Source organism: Streptomyces sp. NPDC093261 (genome assembly GCF_044753645.1).
GTDB lineage: Bacteria > Actinomycetota > Actinomycetes > Streptomycetales > Streptomycetaceae > Streptomyces.
In genome coordinates this window covers 189,714-202,781 of record NZ_JBIVNO010000006.1, presented here as the reverse complement: position 1 = coordinate 202,781, position 13,068 = coordinate 189,714, and the positions used below count along the sequence as shown (strand labels likewise).

The following is a 13,068-nucleotide window of genomic DNA, read 5'->3' as shown; positions in this document are numbered from 1 at the left end:
CTGGCGCGACCGCCGGCCCTACGCCTCGAACACCTCGCGCACGAGCTGCTCCTGCTCCGCCTGGTGCCGCTTCGCGGAACCGACGGCCGGGGACGAGCTGTGCGGACGGGAGATGCGGCGCAGGCGCTCGGACGGCGGGACGTCCGCGCCGACCGCCAGGTCCAGGTGGTCGATGAGGTTCAGGGCGATGAACGGCCAGGCACCCTGGTTCGCCGGCTCCTCCTGGGCCCACAGGTACTTCTCGGCGTTCGGGTACTTCTTGATCTCGGCCTGGAGCTCGGCACCCGGCAGCGGGTACAGGCGCTCGAGGCGGATGATCGCCGTGTCCGTCACACCGCGCTTCTGCCGCTCGGCCTCGAGGTCGTAGTAGACCTTGCCGGCGCAGAAGACGACCTTGCGGACCGCGGCCGGGTCCACCGACGCGTCGCCGATGACCGGGCGGAACCGGCCCGTCGTGAACTCCTCGGCCTTGGACGCGGCGGCCTTGAGGCGCAGCATCGACTTCGGCGTGAAGACCACCAGCGGCTTGTGGTGCGGGTTGTGCACCTGCCAGCGCAGGAGGTGGAAGTAGTTCGACGGCAGGGTCGGCATCGCGACCGTCATGTTGTTCTGGGCGCAGATCTGGAGGAACCGCTCCGGGCGGGCCGAGGAGTGGTCCGGGCCCTGGCCCTCGTAGCCGTGCGGGAGCAGCAGGGTGACGCCGGACGTCTGGCCCCACTTCTGCTCGGCCGAGGAGATGAACTCGTCCACGACCGTCTGCGCGCCGTTGACGAAGTCGCCGAACTGGGCCTCCCACATCACGAGCGCGTTCGGGCGGGCCAGCGAGTAGCCGTACTCGAAGCCCATCGCCGCGTACTCGGAGAGCAGGGAGTCGTAGACGTTGTAGCGCGCCTGGTCCTCGGACAGGTACTGGAGCGGTGTGTAGTCCTCGCCCGTCACACGGTCGATGATCACCGCGTGGCGCTGGCCGAAGGTGCCACGGCGCGAGTCCTGGCCCGAGAGACGGACCGGGACGCCCTCGAGGAGCAGCGAACCGATCGCGAGCGTCTCGCCCATGCCCCAGTCGATCGTGCCGTCCTCGACCATCGCCGCCCGGCGCTGGAGCTGCGGCAGCAGGCGCGGGTGGACGGTGATGCTGTCCGGGATGTTGACCTGGGACTCGGCGATCCGCTTGACGACCTCGGCGGACACGGCCGTGTCGACCGCCACCGGGAAGCCGTCCTGCGGCTCCTGCGAGGTGGCCGAGACCGGCTGCGACGTGGCCTCGCGGACCTCCGTGAAGACCTTCTCCAGCTGACCCTGGTAGTCCTGAAGGGCCTGCTCGGCCTCCTCCAGGGTGATGTCGCCCCGGCCGATCAGCGACTCGGTGTACAGCTTGCGCACCGAGCGCTTCTTGTCGATCAGGTCGTACATCAGCGGCTGGGTGAAGGCCGGGTTGTCCGACTCGTTGTGACCGCGGCGGCGGTAGCAGATGAGGTCGATCACCACGTCCTTGTTGAACGCCTGGCGGAACTCGAAGGCCAGACGCGCGACGCGCACGACCGCCTCCGGGTCGTCGCCGTTCACATGGAAGATCGGGGCCTCGATCATGCGGGCCACGTCCGTCGCGTACATGGAGGAACGCGAGGACTCGGGGGCCGCGGTGAAGCCGACCTGGTTGTTGATGACGACGTGGACCGTACCGCCGGTGCGGTAGCCGCGCAGCTGCGACATGTTCAGGGTCTCGGCCACCACGCCCTGGCCCGCGAAGGCCGCGTCGCCGTGGATCGCCACCGGCAGGACCGTGAAGTCCGTGCCGCCCTTGTTGATGATGTCCTGCTTGGCGCGGGAGACGCCCTCCAGGACCGGGTCCACCGCCTCCAGGTGGGAGGGGTTCGCGACCAGGCTGACCTTGATCTGCTCGCCGTCCAGGCCCGTGAAGGTGCCATCGGCGCCCAGGTGGTACTTCACGTCACCGGAGCCGTGCATCGACTTCGGGTCGAGGTTGCCCTCGAACTCGCGGAAGATCTGCGCGTAGGACTTGCCGACGATGTTGGCGAGGACGTTCAGCCGGCCGCGGTGGGCCATGCCGATGACGACCTCGTCCAGGCGGGACTCGGCCGCGCTGTCGATCACGGCGTCGAGCAGCGGGATGACCGACTCGCCGCCCTCCAGGGAGAAGCGCTTCTGGCCGACGTACTTGGTCTGCAGGAAGGTCTCGAAGGCCTCCGCCGCGTTCAGCCGGCGCAGGATGCGCAGCTGCTCCTCGCGCTCCGGCTTGGAGTGCGGGCGCTCCACGCGGTCCTGGATCCACTTGCGCTGCTTGGGGTCCTGGATGTGCATGTACTCGATGCCGGTGGTGCGGCAGTACGAGTCGCGCAGCACGCCGAGGATGTCGCGCAGCTTCATCATCGACTTGCCGGCGAAGCCGCCGACGGCGAACTCGCGCTCCAGGTCCCACAGGGTGAGGCCGTGCTCGACGATGTCCAGGTCGGGGTGCTTGCGCTGGCGGTACTCCAGCGGGTCGGTGTCGGCCATGACGTGGCCGCGGACCCGGTAGGAGTGGATCAGCTCGAAGACGCGGGCGGCCTTGGTGACGTCGTCGTCGTGCGAGGCGTCGATGTCCTTGAGCCAGCGGACCGGCTCGTAGGGGATCCGCAGGGCCTCGAAGATCTCGTCGTAGAAGCCGTTCTCGCCGAGCAGGAGGTTCGCGACGATGCGCAGGAACTCGCCGGAGGCGGCACCCTGGATCACCCGGTGGTCGTAGGTCGACGTGAGCGTCATGACCTTGGAGATGCCGAGCTTGTTCAGGGTGTCCTGGGAGGTGCCCTGGAACTCCGCCGGGTAGTCCATGGAGCCGACGCCCATGATCACCGACTGGCCGGGCATCAGGCGCGGCACCGAGTGGACCGTGCCGAGACCACCGGGGTTGGTGAGGGAGACCGTCACGCCGGTGAAGTCGTCCATCGTCAGCTTGCCGTCGCGGGCGCGGCGCACGATGTCCTCGTAGGCCTGCCAGAACTCGAAGAAGTTGAGCGTCTCGGCCTTCTTGATCGCCGCGACGACGAGCTGGCGGTCACCGTTCGGCTTCACCAGGTCGATGGCGAGGCCGAGGTTGACGTGCTCGGGCTTGACCAGGGTCGGCTTGCCGTCCTTCTCGGCGAAGGACCAGTTCATCGACGGCATGGCCTTGATGGCCTGCACCATCGCGTAGCCGATCAGGTGCGTGAAGGAGATCTTCCCGCCCCGGGCGCGCTTGAGGTGGTTGTTGATGACGATGCGGTTGTCGAAGAGCAGCTTCACCGGGACCGCGCGCACGGACGTGGCCGTGGGCAGCTCCAGCGAGGCGTTCATGTTCTTCGCGACAGCGGCGGAGGGGCCGCGCAGGGTCACCAGCTCGGGACCCACGGGCGCCTGGGCCACGGGCTCGTCCTTCCTGGGCTTGGCAGGGGCCGCGGCGGGCTTCGCGGCGGCGGGAGCCGCTGCGGCCGGCTGGGCCGGGGCTGCGGCGGGCTTCGCGGCGGGAGCCGGGGCGGCCGGTGCCTGCGGTGCCGCGGCCGGGGCGGCCGGTGCCGGAGCGGCGGGAGCTGCCTGGGCCTGCGTGGTGGCCGCTGCGGCCCCCGCGGCCGCAGTGCCCGCCGTGGCCGGGGAGGCAGGGGCTCCCGGCTTGTAGTCGGCGAAGAAGTCCCACCAGGCACGGTCTACCGAATTCGGGTCCTGGAGGTACTGCTGATAGATCTCGTCGACGAGCCACTCGTTCGCACCGAACGCGGCCGCGGGGTTCTTCCCGGCTTGGTCGTCGGTGGAGACACTCGAGTTACTGGGGGACTGTGGCGACACGGCGGCAACCGCCCTCTTCCGCTTCACAAGGTTATGGACAGCGGAAATAAAGGCTACGCCTCCCGGGGGGTGAAGGTCAGGTCGGGCCGGTTCATCGTCGCGTAAGTCACATCGCAGAGCGTGTTTCGTGCCTGGAAATGGCGGGAAACAAGCGTGGTTCCGCTTCAAAAGGGGTACGACGACGCGGGCCCGGCACGGAGGCTTCGCGGGCCTGTGCCTGATCACACGTGTCCGTCAGCCGGTCCATCCGTTGATCTTGGCGTTCCGCTTCGAACTTTACGTCAACTTGGGAGAGATGGCTCTCCCGGAAGGGTGACCTGGATCCGGCAGCCCCGTGTGGATTCGGCCACCCCGATCCGGCCACCGTGCAGATCCACCGCCCAACGCGCGATCGCCAGGCCCAGGCCCGTGCCGCCGTCGCTGCCCGGCCCGTGCGGCCGGCGGACGGCGCCGCGGTTGAAGCGTTCGAAGACCCGGTGCCACTCCGACTGCGGGATGCCGGGACCCTCGTCCAGCACCTCCAGCTCCAGGGAGTCCGGGGTGGGTCCGCGCCGGGCCCTCACCGTCACCCGGCCGTGCGGGGGACTGTGCTTCACCGCGTTGTCGATCAGGTTGGCGACGACCTGGTGGATGCGCTCCGGGTCCGCGTGCGCGGTCAGCTCCGGCGGGGAGACGTCGAGGTGCAGATGGACGTCCGTGCGGGTGTGGCTGCCGGAGCCCGAGGCGATGCCCGCCCGGGCGGAGGCCACCATCTGGGCCTCCTTGAGGACGCCCGAGAGATACGGCCACACCTCGAAGCGGCGCTTCTTCAGCGGGACGACGCCGTTGTCCAGGCGGGAGAGGTCCAGCAGGGTCTCCACCAGGCGCCCGAGCCGCTCGGTCTGCCTCAGGGCGGTGCGCATGGTCTCGGGGTCGGCCTGCGTGACGCCGTCCACGATGTTCTCCAGCACCGCGCGCAGCCCGGCGATGGGGGTGCGCAGCTCATGTGAGACGTTCGCCACCAGCTCCTTGCGCTGGGCGTCCTGGGCCTCCAGCTCGTCGGCCATCAGATTGATCGTGTGGGCCAGGTCACCCAGCTCGTCCCGGCGGTTGTCACGGACCCGGCGGGTGTAGTCACCGTTCGATATCGACCGGGCCACCGCGTTCATCTCGTCCAGCGGCGCCGTGAGCGAGTGCGCCACGAACTGTGTGATCAGCAGGGTGGCGATCATCGAGAAGACCGTGATGAAGCGCAGCTCGGTCTCGGTGCGCACCGCGATCAGCAGCAGGCCCGTGGTGATCAGTACCGAGATGACGACCAGGGTGCCCAGCTTGGTCTTGACCGAGAACGGGCGTACGCCGCCCCAGGGCTCCCCGGGGCTCCTCCGCGCGGCCGGCCCGTCGCTCATGGCGTCGGGGTCTCCAGGGCGTAGCCCACCCCGTGCACCGTGCGGATGCGTTCCGCGCCGATCTTCCGCCGCAGGGCCTTGATGTGGCTGTCCACGGTGCGGGTGCCGGAGGCGTCCGCCCAGTCCCAGACCTCCGCGAGCAGCTGCTCCCGGGAGAGCACCGCGCGCGGTGTGTTGGCCAGGCAGACGAGCAGATCGAACTCGGTGGGGGTGAGGTGGACGTCCTCACTGCGCACCCGGACCCGCCGCTGGGCGTGGTCGATCTCCAGTTCGCCGAGGCGCAGGATGCCGCTGCGGGGTGTGGCGGCGGCCAGCGCGGCCCGCTCCATCCGCCGCAGCAGCACGTGCACCCGTGCCGCCAGCTCACGCATCGAGAACGGCTTGGTCATGTAGTCGTCGGCGCCGACGCCGAGGCCGACCAGCATGTCCGTCTCGTCGTCGCGCGCGGTGAGCATCAGTACCGGCACCGGGCGCTGTGCCTGCACACGACGGCAGACCTCCAGGCCGTCGAAGCCCGGCAGCATGATGTCGAGAATCAGCAGGTCCGGCTGCCAAGCCTCGGCCGTGTCGACCGCCGCTGGACCGTCGCCGGCCGTTTGCACGAGGAATCCCTCCGCGCGCAGCCGGGCGGCGATGGCGTCGACGATCGTTGGGTCGTCCTCGACCACCAGAACCCGGCGCTGCGCGCCCGGGGTCGCCGTCGTGCCGTTGTGCGAGGTGTGTGTCTGCTCCATCGCCCGCCCCTGAGTTGCTTTCCGGAATCAGTGGGGTGATCCCATGACTGCGCTTGACGCTTGAATGATCCGCGTCAGGGAAGCAGGGTACGGGGAGTTACCGCCGGTCGGCTATCCAGGTCGGACAGCCAGGTGCACGACGTCGGGAACGCCCCGGGCAACGGGGACCTCTTCGGTATGCACCTGCCGGAACCCGGCATTCCAGAGGGTTCCTTCAAAATCCGGAGAGGGCTGGGCGGACCACACCGCCAGTACCCCGCCGGGCCTCAACACCCGGGCGCAGCTTGCCAGTCCGGCCGCCGAGTACAGGCTGTCGTTGTCCTCCGAGACCGTCCAGTCGGGTCCGTTGTCGATATCGAGGCACAGCGCGTCGTACGTGGCGGATGTCTCACACAGATAGGAGACGAGATCGGCCTCCAGCACGTGGGTGCGCGGGTCGGCGAGCGCGGGTGCGGACAGCGCGGCCAGGGGCCCGTCGAGGTGCCAGTCGATGATGGCGCGCTCGCGCTCGACCACCGTGATGCCTCCCCAGCGCGGGTCCGCCGCCGCGTGTGCGAGCGAGAAACCGACACCGAGTCCGCCGATCAGCAGGCTTGGCTCCGGGCGTCCCTCCAGTGCCCGGTACGCGGCGTCCACGAGCAGCCGCTCCGAGCGTCCGTCGGAGGTGTCCATGAGGAAACAGCCGTTGGCGATGATCTGGAGCAGCTCACCGTGGCGGCGCAGCACCACCTCGCCGTGCGGGCCCTCGCGACGGTCCACGACTTCGGGGATCTCATGGATGTCGTACGGATGAGGCATGGGTCACATTGTGGCGGCGCGGGAGTGCCGAGGACGAGAGGTTTTCCGGTGTCGCCGTAGATGCGCATCCATGTTCGGATATGCCCCTCGGACGCAGAACAGACCTGAGAAGTTGCTTTGAATAGGGGCCGGCGGTGGCGTCGGTCATAGACAGCGGCCCGGGCGGCACGAAGGGTGGGGCGTGACGGAAGGAGCCCCCCACCTTGGAACGCACGGTCTCGGCGGCTGACGCCATGGTCACGGCCCCCGGGACGGGTACGCCCCTGCTCGACGGCATGCCCCGCCAGCGCACGGCACCGCTCCCCGTCGCCCCGACACCCCCCCGGATCCCGGCCTACGCCCCCGCCGCCCGCCCGGGAGCGCGTGCCCTGGGGCTCCTGCCGACCCCCGCGGACACGCCCTTCACCCTCGGATACGCGGCCGTCCTCGTCGTGACGTCGCTGTTCGCCCGCTACGCCGACCCCTCGCTGGTGCACAGCCTGTACCAGGAGTCCAGCACCGACGTCGTCCATCTGGTGCGCAGCCCGGTGCTGGTGCTGGTCGCCAGCGCGCTGTGGATCGCGGGCGGCCTCACCTCGTCGTACGCGCTCGTCTTCCTGCTGGTGCTGCCGGCGCTGGAGCGGCGGATCGGCGGCCGGCGCACCGCCTTCGTCTTCCTGCTCGGCCATGTTCTCGCCACCCTGGCCACCGAGATCCCGGTCGGCCTGGCGGTACTGGCCGGCCATCTGCCCGGCAGTTCGCTGCACCGCCTCGACTACGGCATCAGCTTCGGTGTCGCGGCCGGCCTCGGCGCGCTGGCGGGGCTGCTGCCGCCGTGGCCGCGGCGGGCGGTGCTCACCGTGTTCGGCGGGATACTGCTCGCCGATCTGATCCAGTTCACGGACCCGCTGAGCAACTGGGGTCATCTGCTGTCCCTGGCGATCGGCATCGGGACCTGGCCATGGGTGCGGCGGTGGCAGCGGACGGCCCGTCAGGGCGCCCGCGCCCACGGCTGACCCTTCGCGTCACCTGCCACCTCACGAGCCCGGACCTCACCTCGCCGGACCTCACGAGCCCGGACCACGGCGCCCCCGACCGCGCCCGGCCGGCAACGCGCCTCCGGCTGACGCGCCCGCACTTCCGCCCCTGCCCAACGCCCGGAGTGACGCAGGCCACCACGTGATCGCTCAGAGCGAACAGCTGTGGGGGAACAATGGGATCGCGCCGAGCATTGAGTCGGCATAGCTCAAGTTGACTGCCGAAGGGGAGATCATGGCTTCGATGCCCACATCGCTCACCCTGCCTGTACTGCCGCTCGATGGCGAGGTCGTGCTGCCCGGCATGGTGGTTCCGCTGGACCTGAGTGACTCCGAGGTGCGCGCGGCGGTGGAAGCCGCCCAGGCGGCCGCCAGGTCGGAGCCCGGAAAGCCCAGGGTCCTGCTCGTGCCCCGGATCGACGGCACCTACGCCACCACCGGTGTGCTGGGCACGGTCGAGCAGGTCGGCAGGCTCGCCGACGGTGACCCGGGTGCCCTGATCCGCGGCCGGAGCCGCGTGCGGATCGGCGCCGGGACCACCGGTCCGGGTGCGGCGCTGTGGGTCGAGGGCACCAGGATGGACGAGAGCGTGCCGGACCCGGTGCCCGGCCATGTCACCGAACTCGTCAAGGAGTACAAGGCGCTCGCCACGAGCTGGCTGAAGAAGCGCGGTGCCTGGCAGGTCGTGGACCGCGTCCAGGCCATCGACGACGTCTCCGCGCTCGCCGACAACTCCGGTTACTCGCCCTTCCTGACCCCCGAGCAGAAGGTGGAGCTGCTGGAGACCGCCGACCCGGTCGCCCGGCTCAGGCTCGCCACCCAGCAGCTCCGCGACCATCTCGCCGAGCAGGACGTCGCCGAGTCCATCGCCAAGGACGTCCAGGAGGGCGTCGACAAGCAGCAGCGGGAGTTCCTGCTGCGCCGTCAGCTGGAAGCCGTCCGCAAGGAGCTGCGCGAGCTGAACGGCGACGCCAAGGACGGCGAGGAGTCCGACGACTACCGGGCCCGGGTCGAGGCCGCCGACCTGCCCGAGAAGGTCCGTGAGGCCGCCCTCAAGGAGGTCGACAAGCTCGAGCGGTCGAGCGACCAGTCGCCCGAGGGCTCCTGGATCCGGACCTGGCTCGACACCGTGCTCGAACTGCCGTGGAACGAGCGCACCGAGGACGCGTACGACATCCGGGGCGCCAAGGCCGTCCTGGACGCCGAGCACGCGGGCCTGGAGGACGTGAAGGAGCGGATCACCGAGTACCTGGCGGTGCGCAAGCGCCGCGCCGAGCGGGGCCTCGGTGTCGTCGGCGGGCGGCGCGGCGGTGCCGTGCTCGCGCTCGTCGGCCCGCCCGGTGTGGGCAAGACCAGCCTCGGCGAGTCCGTGGCACACGCCATGGGGCGCAAGTTCGTCCGGGTCGCCCTCGGCGGCGTGCGCGACGAGGCCGAGATCCGCGGCCACCGGCGTACGTACGTCGGCGCCCTGCCCGGCCGGATCGTCCGTGCCGTCAAGGAGGCCGGCTCGATGAACCCGGTCGTCCTGCTCGACGAGATCGACAAGGTGGGCTCGGACTTCCGGGGCGACCCGGCCGCCGCCCTGCTGGAGGTACTGGACCCGGCGCAGAACCACACCTTCCGGGACCACTACCTGGAGGTCGAGCTCGACCTGTCGGACGTGGTCTTCCTCGCGACGGCGAACGTCCTGGAGGCCATCCCCGAGGCGCTGGCCGACCGTATGGACATCGTCCGCCTGGACGGCTACACCGAGGACGAGAAGGTCGTCATCGCCCGTGACCACCTGCTCCCGCGTCAGCTGGAGCGGGCGGGCCTGGCCAAGGACGAGATCACGATCGACGAGGGCGCGCTGCGCAAGCTCGCCGGCGAGTACACCCGTGAGGCGGGCGTACGCAACCTGGAGCGGTCCCTCGCCCGGCTGCTCCGCAAGGTCGCGGCACAGCACGAACTGGGCGAGAGGGAACTGCCCTTCGCCGTCCGGGACGAGGACCTGCGCGGGCTGATCGGGCGCCCGCACCACGTGCCCGAGTCCGCCCAGGACCCGGCCGAGCGGCGCACGGCGGTCCCGGGCGTGGCGACCGGTCTCGCGGTCACCGGCGCCGGCGGTGACGTCCTCTACGTGGAGGCTTCGCTGGCCGACCCGGAGACGGGCGCGGCGGGCCTGACCCTCACCGGTCAGCTCGGCGACGTGATGAAGGAGTCCGCGCAGATCGCGCTGAGCTTCCTGCGCTCCCACGGTGCCGAACTGGAGCTGCCCGTCGGGGACCTGAAGGACCGGGGCGTGCACATCCACTTCCCGGCGGGCGCGGTCCCCAAGGACGGCCCGAGCGCGGGCATCACGATGACGACCGCGCTGGCCTCGCTCCTGTCGGGCCGTCTGGTCCGCACGGACGTGGCGATGACGGGCGAGGTCTCGCTGACCGGCCGCGTCCTGCCCATCGGTGGGGTGAAGCAGAAGCTGCTCGCCGCGCACCGGGCGGGCGTGACGACCGTCATCATCCCCAAGCGCAACGAGGCCGACCTGGACGATGTCCCGGCCGAGGTGCTGGACAAGCTGGACGTCCACGCCGTCACGGACGTCCGCCAGGTCCTGGAGCTGGCGCTCGCCCCGGCCACCAGCGGCGCGACGCCGGAGGTTCCGGTGGCGGCGTGACGGACGCCTCCGGATGACCGAAGGCCCGGGTTTCGTGAGGGAGGCCCGGGCCTTCGCCCTGCGGTGCGTCCGCGCACCGCGGTCACCCGCCGGCCGAGGCGGTCGCCGGCCGGCCGGCCGACGACCGTCAGCCGTTGGCCAGGGCCTGCACCCGGTCCAGCGCCCCGTTGAACCGGTCGTGGTCGCCGACGGTCGGGCCCGACGAGGTGTACTGCCACATGGTGTGGTAGTCCCAGCCGGCCGGCAGCGTGCCCGGGTCGGCGGCGTAGCGGGCGATCCACAGCGGGTGGGCGGAGGCGAAGCCGGCGTAGTCGCCGGTGCACTGGGTCCACCAGCTCGTGGCCGTGTAGATCACGGCGTCCCGGCCGGTCCGCGCCCGGTAGGTGTTCAGGAAGTCGGCGATCCAGGCGGTCATCGCGCCCGTCGACTTGCCGTAGCAGGCGGCGCCGTACGGGTTCCACTCGATGTCGAGCACGCCCGGCAGCGTCCTGCCGTCCCTGGACCAGCCGCCGCCGTGGTCGACGAAGTAGTTCGCCTGGGCGGCGCCGCTCGTGGTGTCGGGGGTCGCGAAGTGGTACGCGCCCCGGATCATGCCCACGGTGTACGAGCCGTTGTACTGCTGGGCGAAGGACGGGTTCGTGTAGTACGTCCCCTCGGTCGCCTTGGTGTAGGCCCATCTGACCCCGCTGCTCCACAGGGTCGTCCAGGCGACATCGCCCTGGTAGCCGGCGACGTCCACGCCTTCCGTCTGGGTGACGGCGGCGCTCTGTGGGGCCGTGCCGCGGCCGTCGTGCGCGAGGACGCCCATCCCCATGTACGCGCTGCCGCGGACGGGCGTGCCGGCGGCGCGGGCCGGGAGGGTGAACAGGAGGGAGAACGCGGCGAGCAGGATTCCGGCCGCGAACAGGCGGCGCGGGGATCGGACGGGTCCGGATCTGTGCACGGGCATGACGTGTCTCCGAAGGACTCGGTGGAGCTCGGTGGGGGATCGCTCGGGCAGGCCCCTGCCGGGATGCGTGGGGGTGCGGGGCGTGATCGCCCCGCCGCTCGATGGCGCGGGCATGCCAGTCATTGCCTGAGAGGGAAGCTACGCACGTAGACCGGGGGCTGGGAAGGGAAGCCGGGGGCTGCCGTTGGTCTACGCCTGCGAAATACTGGCGGAGCTGCGGCAATGGCGAAGTTTGGCAGAAACTTTCAGGATCGGGTAACCGGGGCAGGGGTGCTGACGTGCACGAGGACTCAAACGGCGAGGAGCGTCCGGTCGAATCCGGCGTGTCGGGCAGTGGTGTGGACCGCACCGGGGCACCCACCGCCGGTGGCGCCGATGCCGCGGGTGCCGTTGGCGAGGGGCTCGGCACCCTCGATGCGCAGGCGGGGGCCCAGGAGCCCGGCGGCCGAGCGGACCAGGAGTTCCTGTCGCTGGAGCGCGAGCTGACCGTGTTTCTGCGGCGCGCCCGCGCCAGCCAGGGCGAGATGGCCCGCGAGGTCCACCCCGATCTGGAGTCCGCGGCCTACGGCCTTCTCGTACGCCTCGACGAGTGCGGCCGCCAGCGCGCCACGGAACTCGCCGCCTACATCGGTGTCGGCAAGGCCACGATGTCCCGCCAGTTGCGCGCCCTGGAGGACCTCGGCCTGGTCGCCCGGGAGCCCGACCCGGCCGACGGCCGTGCCTGGCTGGTCCACCTCACCGAGGAGGGCCGCAGCCGCGTCGGCCGGGTCCGCGAGGCCCGTCGCGCCCGCTATGTGCGCCAGCTCGCCCACTGGGACCAGCGCGAGGTCGCCGAACTGGCCCGGCTGCTGAACCAGTTGAACCGGGGCATGGAGAAGTAGAAGGCTCCGGGCCGCCTCACAGGCCCACGTACACCACCGTCGCGTCGTCATGCGTCTTGCTGCGGCCCAGGTGCGCCCGCCGCTCCCGGTCGGCGTCCTCCAGGGCCCGTACGCGCTCCACGAGCGCCTCCGCCCCCTCCTTGCGCACGAGGGTGAACAGGTCCGTCCAGTCGCCCTGGCGGAACTTCTCCGTCCAGCGGGTCGCGCCGTCCGTCAGGGCGACGAGGGTGCGCACCGCCGAGCGCGGAAGCTCCCCAGTCACCGCCCGGGCCGAGACCGAGGGGTCGGCGGCCGCCGTGAAGAAGCCGCCCTCCTTGTTGCGGACCGTGGCGTCCGCGATCGCGTCCGAGGCCAGCGAGGCGCGCGGTACGCGGTCGAGCCGGTCGTCCAGCAGGGCGGTGACCGTGCCGTCGGGGGCCTCGGCCAGCAGCGCCGAGTCCGAGAGGACCAGGTACTCCACCGTGGCCTCGGACCAGCGGCCGAGGACCACGGTCGCCTGCGGGGTGCGTGGGTGAGAAAGGTCACAGGTGGCCGCGTGGGCCTCGGCGGTACGGCGGAGTGCCTCCGCCAGGACCTCCGCCAGTGTCAGATCCCGCCGGGAAACGGACAGTTCGGTCAGCGCGCCGCCGAGCTGTGCGCAGAACCAGGGGACCGAATGAAGACACCCGTCGTCGCCCTTCGGCGGTGTCACTCCGTCCAGTACGACCAGCGCTCCGCCCTGTCCTGAAGCCGGAACGGAGAGTGCGGCGAAGTCCTCGTTGGGACGGGCCGCGTCGCCGGGCTCGGAAATCAGTTCCATCCGCATCCGGCCAGTCTGCACCAGCCCTTCA

The 13,068-nt window shown here is 70.7% G+C and carries 9 protein-coding genes; 3 read left to right on the top strand and 6 right to left on the bottom strand.

Features of this window, described 5'->3' with window-relative positions; translation table 11 throughout:
- Positions 1-18: 18 nt before the first annotated feature.
- The 4 genes from ACIP94_RS16370 to ACIP94_RS16355 all read right to left on the bottom strand — a co-directional run bounded on the left by ACIP94_RS16370 (position 19) and on the right by ACIP94_RS16355 (position 6,739).
- The gene (locus ACIP94_RS16370) at positions 19-3,819 is read right to left on the bottom strand and encodes a multifunctional oxoglutarate decarboxylase/oxoglutarate dehydrogenase thiamine pyrophosphate-binding subunit/dihydrolipoyllysine-residue succinyltransferase subunit (RefSeq protein ID WP_402425436.1); all 3,801 of its coding nucleotides are present in this window, start codon (positions 3,817-3,819) and stop codon (positions 19-21) included.
- 281 nt (positions 3,820-4,100) lie between these two features.
- The gene (locus ACIP94_RS16365; RefSeq protein WP_402425434.1) at positions 4,101-5,207 is read right to left on the bottom strand and encodes an ATP-binding protein; all 1,107 of its coding nucleotides are present in this window, start codon (positions 5,205-5,207) and stop codon (positions 4,101-4,103) included.
- Positions 5,204-5,941 carry a response regulator transcription factor gene (locus ACIP94_RS16360; protein WP_402425432.1) on the bottom strand — a complete coding sequence of 246 codons (738 nt, stop codon included), beginning with the start codon at positions 5,939-5,941 and terminating at the stop codon, positions 5,204-5,206. The genes ACIP94_RS16365 and ACIP94_RS16360 overlap by 4 nt, the downstream gene beginning before the upstream one ends.
- Positions 5,942-6,052: 111 nt before the next feature.
- Positions 6,053-6,739 carry a spermidine synthase gene (locus ACIP94_RS16355; RefSeq protein ID WP_402425429.1) on the bottom strand — a complete coding sequence of 229 codons (687 nt, stop codon included), beginning with the start codon at positions 6,737-6,739 and terminating at the stop codon, positions 6,053-6,055.
- Between the two features lie 203 nt (positions 6,740-6,942).
- On the opposite strand from ACIP94_RS16355, the gene ACIP94_RS16350 reads away from it, so the two are divergent.
- Complete coding sequence (locus tag ACIP94_RS16350; RefSeq protein WP_402425426.1) at positions 6,943-7,734, top strand: rhomboid-like protein; 792 nt, start codon at positions 6,943-6,945, stop codon at positions 7,732-7,734.
- A 256-nt stretch (positions 7,735-7,990) separates the two neighbouring features.
- The gene (gene lon, locus ACIP94_RS16345; RefSeq protein ID WP_402425423.1) at positions 7,991-10,408 is read left to right on the top strand and encodes an endopeptidase La; all 2,418 of its coding nucleotides are present in this window, start codon (positions 7,991-7,993) and stop codon (positions 10,406-10,408) included.
- A 127-nt stretch (positions 10,409-10,535) separates the two neighbouring features.
- Here lon and ACIP94_RS16340 read toward each other — a convergent pair whose 3' ends face one another.
- A complete protein-coding gene (locus ACIP94_RS16340; protein ID WP_402425421.1) occupies positions 10,536-11,357 on the bottom strand; it encodes a lysozyme in 822 nt (273 codons plus the stop codon).
- Positions 11,358-11,635: 278 nt separating this feature from the next.
- Between ACIP94_RS16340 and ACIP94_RS16335 the strand changes: the two genes are divergently transcribed.
- Positions 11,636-12,238 carry a MarR family winged helix-turn-helix transcriptional regulator gene (locus ACIP94_RS16335; RefSeq protein WP_402425419.1) on the top strand — a complete coding sequence of 201 codons (603 nt, stop codon included), beginning with the start codon at positions 11,636-11,638 and terminating at the stop codon, positions 12,236-12,238.
- Between the two features lie 16 nt (positions 12,239-12,254).
- On the opposite strand, the gene ACIP94_RS16330 is transcribed toward ACIP94_RS16335, so the two are convergent.
- Positions 12,255-13,043, bottom strand: a complete 789-nt coding sequence (locus ACIP94_RS16330) for a protein phosphatase 2C domain-containing protein (RefSeq protein ID WP_402425417.1) — start codon at positions 13,041-13,043, stop codon at positions 12,255-12,257.
- Positions 13,044-13,068 lie beyond the last annotated feature (25 nt).

Bases quoted from the DNA above. Each gene is read 5' to 3' on its own strand.
- ACIP94_RS16365 (WP_402425434.1), bottom strand. From the start codon at position 5,207: ATGAGCGACGGGCCGGCCGCGCGGAGGAGCCCCGGGGAGCCCTGGGGC.
- ACIP94_RS16360 (WP_402425432.1), bottom strand. From the start codon at position 5,941: ATGGAGCAGACACACACCTCGCACAACGGCACGACGGCGACCCCGGGC.
- ACIP94_RS16355 (WP_402425429.1), bottom strand. From the start codon at position 6,739: ATGCCTCATCCGTACGACATCCATGAGATCCCCGAAGTCGTGGACCGT.
- lon (WP_402425423.1), top strand. From the start codon at position 7,991: ATGGCTTCGATGCCCACATCGCTCACCCTGCCTGTACTGCCGCTCGAT.
- ACIP94_RS16340 (WP_402425421.1), bottom strand. From the start codon at position 11,357: ATGCCCGTGCACAGATCCGGACCCGTCCGATCCCCGCGCCGCCTGTTC.
- ACIP94_RS16330 (WP_402425417.1), bottom strand. From the start codon at position 13,043: ATGCGGATGGAACTGATTTCCGAGCCCGGCGACGCGGCCCGTCCCAAC.